Source organism: Acidobacteriota bacterium (assembly GCA_040756905.1).
Lineage (GTDB): Bacteria > Acidobacteriota > Aminicenantia > JBFLYD01 > JBFLYD01 > JBFLYD01.
The window spans coordinates 42,117-49,770 of the sequence record JBFLYD010000034.1 but is presented as its reverse complement, the minus strand read 5'-3'; the positions used below and the strand labels follow the sequence as shown (position 1 = coordinate 49,770).

At 37.1% G+C, this 7,654-nt stretch carries 8 protein-coding genes; all 8 read left to right on the top strand.

Annotated elements, in window-relative coordinates:
- The first annotated feature begins 292 nt into the window (after window positions 1-292).
- The 8 genes from AB1410_05205 (at window position 293) to AB1410_05170 (ending at window position 7,602) form a co-directional block, all read left to right on the top strand.
- On the top strand, window positions 293-961 hold the full coding sequence (locus AB1410_05205; GenBank protein ID MEW6456098.1) for an SCO family protein: 669 nt from the start codon (window positions 293-295) through the stop codon (window positions 959-961).
- A gap of 1 nt (window position 962) precedes the next feature.
- On the top strand, window positions 963-1,469 hold the full coding sequence (locus AB1410_05200) for a hypothetical protein (GenBank protein ID MEW6456097.1): 507 nt from the start codon (window positions 963-965) through the stop codon (window positions 1,467-1,469).
- Between the two features lie 38 nt (window positions 1,470-1,507).
- Window positions 1,508-3,421 carry a cupredoxin domain-containing protein gene (locus AB1410_05195; protein MEW6456096.1) on the top strand — a complete coding sequence of 638 codons (1,914 nt, stop codon included), beginning with the start codon at window positions 1,508-1,510 and terminating at the stop codon, window positions 3,419-3,421.
- 82 nt (window positions 3,422-3,503) lie between these two features.
- Window positions 3,504-4,121, top strand: coding sequence for a TlpA disulfide reductase family protein (locus AB1410_05190; protein ID MEW6456095.1), 618 nt, complete (start codon window positions 3,504-3,506; stop codon window positions 4,119-4,121).
- Window positions 4,121-4,381, top strand: a complete 261-nt coding sequence (locus AB1410_05185) for a hypothetical protein (GenBank protein ID MEW6456094.1) — start codon at window positions 4,121-4,123, stop codon at window positions 4,379-4,381. The genes AB1410_05190 and AB1410_05185 overlap by 1 nt, the downstream gene beginning before the upstream one ends.
- Window positions 4,356-4,967, top strand: coding sequence for a hypothetical protein (locus AB1410_05180; GenBank protein ID MEW6456093.1), 612 nt, complete (start codon window positions 4,356-4,358; stop codon window positions 4,965-4,967). Before AB1410_05185 ends, AB1410_05180 begins: the two co-directional genes overlap by 26 nt.
- Window positions 4,964-5,722, top strand: a complete 759-nt coding sequence (locus tag AB1410_05175; GenBank protein MEW6456092.1) for an ethylbenzene dehydrogenase-related protein — start codon at window positions 4,964-4,966, stop codon at window positions 5,720-5,722. The genes AB1410_05180 and AB1410_05175 overlap by 4 nt, the downstream gene beginning before the upstream one ends.
- Window positions 5,719-7,602: a cupredoxin domain-containing protein gene (locus AB1410_05170; GenBank protein MEW6456091.1), complete on the top strand. Its 1,884-nt coding sequence runs from the start codon at window positions 5,719-5,721 to the stop codon at window positions 7,600-7,602. Before AB1410_05175 ends, AB1410_05170 begins: the two co-directional genes overlap by 4 nt.
- Window positions 7,603-7,654: the final 52 nt, after the last annotated feature.

Genomic DNA, 7,654 nt, shown 5'->3' with positions numbered 1-7,654 from the left:
AACTTTTTCAAATTCTGATTTCATCGAAAAAGTGGCCGGAATAAATCGGAATGGGTGGCCACTTTCAATCAGAATCAGTGGCCGGTTTGAATCGGAATCGATGGCCACTTTGGATCGGAATATACATTAAAGCTGGTGAAGTAAAAAGAGTTAGGTTTTTTGCAGATAAAAAAGGAGAATATCCATTCTATTGCTCTCTATGGTGCGGAGATTATCATATGCAGATGAGAGGCACCTTAGTTATAAAATAAGAAATTAAAAATGTTTTAAAAATAAATGGAGGACTGATAGGATGAAAAAATATTTAATTATTTTAACATTGGTTTCCATTGTGGTTATCACTTTAGCTGTAAAAATTATCTTTAACTCAACAAAAAGCCAGGAAAGCCAAACTCATTTCTTTGAACATCCAGCTATTGAAAATCCTGAAGTTGCGGGTAAAAGAGTGGTTGATAGAATAGAGCTTCTTGAGCCAAAGGAAGCATTTAATTTTAATCTAATAGATATGAATAATTCCCCCACTTCCCTTAAAGACTTCAGAGGAAAATTGGTTCTGATAGGTTTTATATACACAAACTGTCCTGATGTGTGTGGAATCCTCACATTGCACTTTCGCCGGATCCAAAAAGAGTTCAAGGATGTAATCGATAAAGATTTGACTCTGATTTTAATTACCACTGACCCGCAAAGGGATACGCCAGAGAGAATAGCTTATTATACTAAAGGCTATGAAGGAAGATGGCACTTTTTAACTGGAACTGAATCTCAATTGAAAGAAACATGGGACAATTATCGGGTTTTTGTAAAAACAAAACAGGATTCAGACCTTGTTTATCACAGTTATATGGTTGTTTTAATCGATAGACAAGGACTTATCAGATACAGGTATGTAGGACTTGTTGACCCGGAAGAAATCATTACCAAAGATATTAACTATCTATTAAAAGAAAGGAGGGGATAGAATGAAAAAAGAAATAATTAAGTTTTTCTCAGCCATATCAATTCTTATGCTGATAATTTCCTGTGCTCCAGAAAAAGAAATTTCGCAGGCAGAAGAGTTTGTTCCTGGAACAAAACGCTGGCCAGGACCATACAAAAGAATAGCAGAACCTTCGCTCCAACCTCTCAGTCCTCTTGGAAGTCCTGATGTAACTTTTACTATTAATACTTATACTTCTGAATTCAAGCCTAACTTAATTAAAGTCAAGCAAAATCAGGTTGTAAAACTAATCCTTAAAGGCACAGACGATGGGGATCTACCAAAAATCACAGGACTCAGAGAGTTTAGCGGCCATGGATTTCATGTCCTCGGACCTTATGACATCTGGATAACTGGCCTGAGGGCAAATGTGGTAAAAGAGATATCTTTTAAAGCAACAGTGTCAGGAGAATTTGATTTTGAATGTCCTGTTTTCTGCGGTGTTAATCATCCCTGGATGAGGGGAAAATTGATAGTAGAACCATTATGAAGAGCAAATTTCAATTAAATTTTTAAACAGGAGGAAAAATGAAAAAGTTTAGAATCTTTCTATTAATAATCATAATTGCTGTAATAGCATTTATTATTGGTCGGAGCTTTAAAAAACAAGAGGTAACAGCCAATCCTTACGAAAGAATATATCCAATGCCTCATCAGTACTGGCAGGAAAAAGATGAGTTCTATGTATTTGCCAGTGGTGGTCAGCAGGGAGGCATATATGTTTATACTATTCCAACAATGAAACTTCTTCAAGAGATTCCAATTTTTGAACCGACCGCCTCAACAGGCTGGACACTCTCAAACCCTGAAGTAAAAAAAATGCTTACCAATCCATGGACTGGAGAAGTTGCTGTGCAAGGTGATACCCACCATCCTGTCATCAGCAAGACAGATGGAATTTATGATGGAAGATGGCTTTTTATAAATGATAAGGTTTATGCAAGAGTAGCAAGAGTGGATCTATCAACATATAGAACAGCCCAGATAATCTGGGTTCCCAATGTCAGAGGCGGCATGCATGGTGCCCATATAAGCCCTGACTCAGGTTTACTCGTAGCCAACATTGAGTTAGAACAATATCCGAATAAAGAAATAATAGATTATCTTGCCGTACCAACAGATTTTATCAAAGGTCCTTATGTTTCATGTCTTGCAGGGATTGAAGTTTCAAAAGATGGAACAATGAAGAATGCCTGGCAGATCTGGGGCCCATGGCAGTTTGACATGGTAAGAGTTGGATGGGGAGTTATGGACGGATGGTTTGTAAACACTGCATATAATACCGAAAGATCAGTAAATGTTGTAGGGATGTTCCAGCGACCCGAAGATTATATATTCTTCTGGAATATAAATAGCATTAAAGAGGCTGTAAAAAATAAAAAATACATAACAACAAAAGAGGCACCTGATGTTCCGGTGATCTCATGGAAGGATGTTGAGGTATACGCTGTCCCATGTCCTTTAAATCCCCATGGTGTTGATGTATCACCAACAGGAAAATATGCAGTAGTAGGAGGAAAAGCAACAACTATCGTAAGGACATTTGATTTTGAAAAAGTAAAAAAAGCAATTTCAGATAAACGCTTCACTGGTGAGGAGTTTGGAGTAAAAATAATAGACAAGGAATCCGTATCTGTAGATATAGATGCAGGTCTTGGTCCCACTCATGTGGAGTTTGACAATAAAGGCTTTGCCTATGTAGGGTTTTTCGTGGATTCAGATGTTAAAAAAATAACCCTTGGTCCACCTTACTCTGATAAGCATAAGATGGAACCCTGGCAGGTTGTTGAAACAATTCCCTGCCATTATTCAGTTGGACATCTTCTGGTTCCTGGTGGAGATATGGCAACTCCCTATGGAAAATACCTCATCATCATGAATAAGTTAACAAAAGATACCTTTGTTCCTCACGGACCCCTATTTACAGAAAATCACGAATTATTCAATGTAGATTCGAATCCTGCAAGATTAATCGACCAGATGCCCCTTCCTCCTGAAACTCATTATTCTCAGGCAATACCTGTAAGCCTTCTTAAGCCTAAGGTAAAAAAGGTTTATCAATTGCCTAAAGAGGTCGACAAACCTTCTGTACAATATGATTACGCTGCTAAAGAAGTTCGTGTAAAAATGACAGCTGTGAGGTCATTTTTCACTCCTGACTGGTTTACAGTGCCAAGCGGATGGAAAGTTAAGCTAAAAGTAACAAACATAGAACAGGCAATGGACATAAGCCATGGAATTTCCTTCACCGGACATGATGTGCTTGAGTCAATTGAACCTGGTGAAGCTAAGGAGTTAGTATTTTCCACAAAAAAACCCGGGGTTTTCTGGTACTACTGTTTATGGTTCTGTAGCGAACTGCATCTTGAAATGCGGGGAAGAATGATAGTTATACCTGAATCAGAATGGAATCCATCTAAAGAGTGGAAACCCCAGGCTTAAAAAATATAAATTTATAAGACAGTTTTTATTTATTTAAAAATTTTAAAATAAAATTGAAAACATCAGGGAGTTAGGTTAAAAAATGGGAAAAGAAATAAAAAAATTTAAATACTTAAAATTACATACTTTTCTGAGTGTGCTATTTGTCACCCTTCCAATCTTTCATGGTCTCTACGCTGCGTCTTCAGAGAGGGAGGAAAGTGCCAGGTTGATATCAGCAGGAGAAAAAGCTAAACCTTTTACAGGTAAAGATGTTAAAGGGGAATTTATAGATTTAACGAAGTATCTCGGGAAAAATTATATATATCTAAATTTTTTTACAACATGGTGTGGAAGATGCAACTGGGAAACAAAGGGAATCAATAAGATTTATTCAGAATATAAGGGTGAAGATGTGGTGTTTTTCAGGATAAATTTGATGGAAAAAGAAAAACTGGTGGCTGATTTTGCGAAAAAATACAACATACCTTTTTCTGTTATTCTTGATGAAGGCGGAAAAATAAGCAAATTTTACGGCATAAAATATGTTCCAGTGAATATAATTATCGACAAAAAAGGAATTGTTCAATTCGCAGGTGGACTTCTCTCAGAAGGTGACCTTCGCAGGAGACTAAAGGAAGTAATTAATCATGATAATATTGAACGGGAGGCTCGCCACAATCCCGTCCCTTCAGGGGCGGGTCAAGGCGAGCAATATTAATGAAAAAATACCTTGCCGTCGAAGAATCCCCGCCATTTATGGCGGGGTTCTTCAATAAATCAGAAACTTCTGCGATTCTAATACAAACGCACAAAATATTTTTATATGTAGGGCAAGGCTTTAGCCTTGCTTTGCTTCACCAAAGATGTCTATCTGCCTTTGGCACAGGCAGGGCTAAACCCCTGCCCTACAAGGGCTTTGACATAGGTTTGCGTAATTTGGGACAAATTAAGTATGAAGTTAGGCTCGATAAAATTTAAAAAAATTGCTGCGTTTATCGCAAGCGGATTTCTATTCTTCTCACTTTTTTTCCCATATCTATTTATTATATTTACTTCTCCTCAATATCCAGATAGAAGCCCTAAAATGTTTCTTTACACATATGGGATAAAGGGTGATGTGCAAGAATGGAAAGTGGTGGGAAGATACATCGGAATAAATGTTGAACCTAATCTTCCAGAGCTTGACCTTAAAATAATTGCAATAATTGTTGTAATTCTTGGAATGTTTACTTTCATATCAGCCTTTAGGAGTGGGAAGTGGAAGAAAATTGTAAGCATTTCCCTCATTGTAACCGGTATTTCACTCGCTCTCTGGGCCCAATACAGACTCTATCAAGCAGGACATAATTTAGACCCAAAAGCACCTTTAAGGAATGTTGCAAAGCCCTTTACTCCTCCTTTGATCGGAATGACAAAAATAAGCAAGATAAAAATCTATCATCTTCCCCATCTGGGTTCCATTTTATTTGTAACTTCCACAATTTTAACTTTCTATGCCTCTTCTGGTCAGTGGATTTTTTCATTTAAGAGGAAAACAGTAAAAAACGCGAGGAATAGATCATGAAAAAACCATTTTTCAACGCAATAATGATTTTTACAGTTATTCTAATTGCTGTAGGAGGATATTTCCTTATAGCACATCGTTTAAATATACCTCCTCCCTCAGCATCAATAGAAGGTAAAAAAAATCTGAATGTAGGATATACTGAAGAAAGTATTTCCGTTAACCCGATCTCTGAAGTATGGAAGAGTGCAGATTTTACAAAAATACACCTCTATCCTCAATCAGCCCGGATTCCCTATGGAAATTCAGAGAAAGAACTCCTGGTCAAGGCTTTATACAACGATAGAGAAATTGCATTCCTTTTAGAATTTTATGATGAAACAGAAGATAGGGGAGGTCCGGTTAATCCTGACGCCTGTGCCATATTATTTGTTCCAAATGATGGCCCTGCCACAGCACAGATGATGGGCTATGGGAGTAAGGCAAATGTCTGGCAGTGGCTTGCAGATAGAGATACAGAAAAATATCAAAAAGGTAATGAATCTATAAAAACAGTTCGTGAATTAATAGCTCATGGTCCTGGAACACAAACTCCTATGGAAAACCAGAACGTAGAAGGAAGAGGAATGCACAAAGATGGAAAGTGGGCAGTGGTCTTTAAAAGAGATCTAAAAAGCAACCAGGAAGGTGAATTTGAATTTAAACCTGGTACAGATAAAAACATAGCTTTTGCTGTTTGGGATGGAATAAAGATGGAAAGTTTTTCAAGAAAATCCATTTCAATTTTAAGAACCTTAACTCTGGAGGGAAAATGAAGAGGTTTTTTCCTATATTAACTTTTGCTTTATTAATATTATTCATGCCAATTTTCTTTGGCTCATATGTGTACGCCACAACCGGCAAAGAAAAAGTTATAGAGATAAAAGCAAAAAAATTCTCCTATTCTCCGAACATTATCACAGTAAATAAAGGAGATTTAGTTGTTCTTAAACTCACGAGTGAGGATGTTACTCATGGGTTCTTTCTCGATGGATATGGAGTTGATTTTTTTGTTAACCCAGGCGAGACAAGAAGTACAATTTTTAGGGCAAACAAAACAGGCAGATTTTCTTTTCGATGTTCAGTTACCTGTGGTTCATTTCATCCTTACATGATTGGATATTTAAAAGTTCTACCGAATCGAAAGTTCCACGTAGGATTGCTAACGATATTTCTCCTTGGAATTGGCTCATTAATCATCACAAGAAAAAAGATAGGAAACCCTGAGAATAAACTCTTTAAATCAATACCTCTGAACTGGAAATTCGAACTGACAAACTATAAAGGAGTTCGTAATTTTCTCAAAAATCGCTGGTTTCCCTTTGTACCAATCCTTATAAACATTTTCATTTTCACAGTAATTCTCGTGGCCGGGTGGACCGGTGGAATAGGTGCTGGTAATTATAATTTTGGAATTATGATCGTATGGATTCTCTGGTGGGTTCTTCTTATGATAATCATGGTTCCTTTCTTTGGAAGAATCTGGTGCATGGTATGTCCTCTTCCTGTTTTTGGCGAATGGCTCCAGAGATTGAAAATCATAGGAGTGAGAAGAAAAAAGCTTTTTGGATTGAACAAGAGATGGCCCAATCGCCTTCGTAATCTATGGCCAACAAATATAATCTTTTTAGTGGCAACATTTTTTTCAGGTTTTTTTACTGTAATGCCCATCGCAAACTTTATTCTTTTAGGAATAATTATCATAGGAGCAATAGTTATTTCACTCATATACGAAAAAAGAACATTCTGTCTTTTTTTCTGCCCTGTGAGCGGGTTTCAGGGGCTTTATTCAAATTTTGGTTCAGTTGAGGTCAGGGTTAAAGACCCTGATATCTGTAAAAATCATACACCAAAAACATGCTATGTGGGCAATGAAAACGGCTATGGATGCCCATGGATGGAACTTCCCTATGATATGAATCGCAACACATACTGCGGCTTATGTATGGAATGTTTTAAGAGTTGTCCTTACGATAATATGGCTTTTAACCTCAGAACTCCTGCAAAGGATTTCTTCGTGGAGCGAAAACGAACAGATGATGTGTATAACAGACGGGGTTTGGATGAGGCATTCAAAAGTTTCATCATGGTTGGAGCTGTGATTATGTTCTACATAGCAATGCAGGGACCATGGGGATGGGTTAAGGATATAGTAAGAGCCCATAATTTTACAGGATATCTGGCTTATTTACCGATTTATTCATTGCTCTGCCTTGCGTTTATCCCTGGATTGTTTTTTATATTCTCCTATCTTTCAAAGAAAATGAGTGGAAATAAAGAGATATCTTTGAAAAAAGTTTTTGTAAATTTCTCCTACTGCCTCGTTCCGATTGGTATTGCAAGATGGATAGCATTCAGCCTTGGTGTTATTTTGCCAAACGGGAGCTATCTTCTCCATGTTGTATCTGACCCCTATGCGTTTGGATGGAACTTATTCAAAACGGCAAATTTTGCATGGACTCCTGTCCTCACCGGAACCATGTCTTATCTTCAAACAGGTATTTTAATTTTAGGATTGATATTTGCCCTGGAGTTTGGGCACAAACTTTCGAGGATAACATATTCCAATGAAAAAGAGGCAAAAAGAGGCTGGATTCCCATACTGATATTTTTAATAGGATTGAGCGTATTTTTCCACTGGCTATTCGGAGGATGATGAAAACTTTTAAAAAAGAAGTTCATTTAAAAAGCGAACAATATAAATAAGT

Coding starts and splice junctions, on each gene's coding strand:
- AB1410_05205 (MEW6456098.1), top strand. CDS start 293: ATGAAAAAATATTTAATTATTTTAACATTGGTTTCCATTGTGGTTATC.
- AB1410_05200 (MEW6456097.1), top strand. CDS start 963: ATGAAAAAAGAAATAATTAAGTTTTTCTCAGCCATATCAATTCTTATG.
- AB1410_05195 (MEW6456096.1), top strand. CDS start 1,508: ATGAAAAAGTTTAGAATCTTTCTATTAATAATCATAATTGCTGTAATA.
- AB1410_05190 (MEW6456095.1), top strand. CDS start 3,504: ATGGGAAAAGAAATAAAAAAATTTAAATACTTAAAATTACATACTTTT.
- AB1410_05185 (MEW6456094.1), top strand. CDS start 4,121: ATGAAAAAATACCTTGCCGTCGAAGAATCCCCGCCATTTATGGCGGGG.
- AB1410_05180 (MEW6456093.1), top strand. CDS start 4,356: ATGAAGTTAGGCTCGATAAAATTTAAAAAAATTGCTGCGTTTATCGCA.
- AB1410_05175 (MEW6456092.1), top strand. CDS start 4,964: ATGAAAAAACCATTTTTCAACGCAATAATGATTTTTACAGTTATTCTA.
- AB1410_05170 (MEW6456091.1), top strand. CDS start 5,719: ATGAAGAGGTTTTTTCCTATATTAACTTTTGCTTTATTAATATTATTC.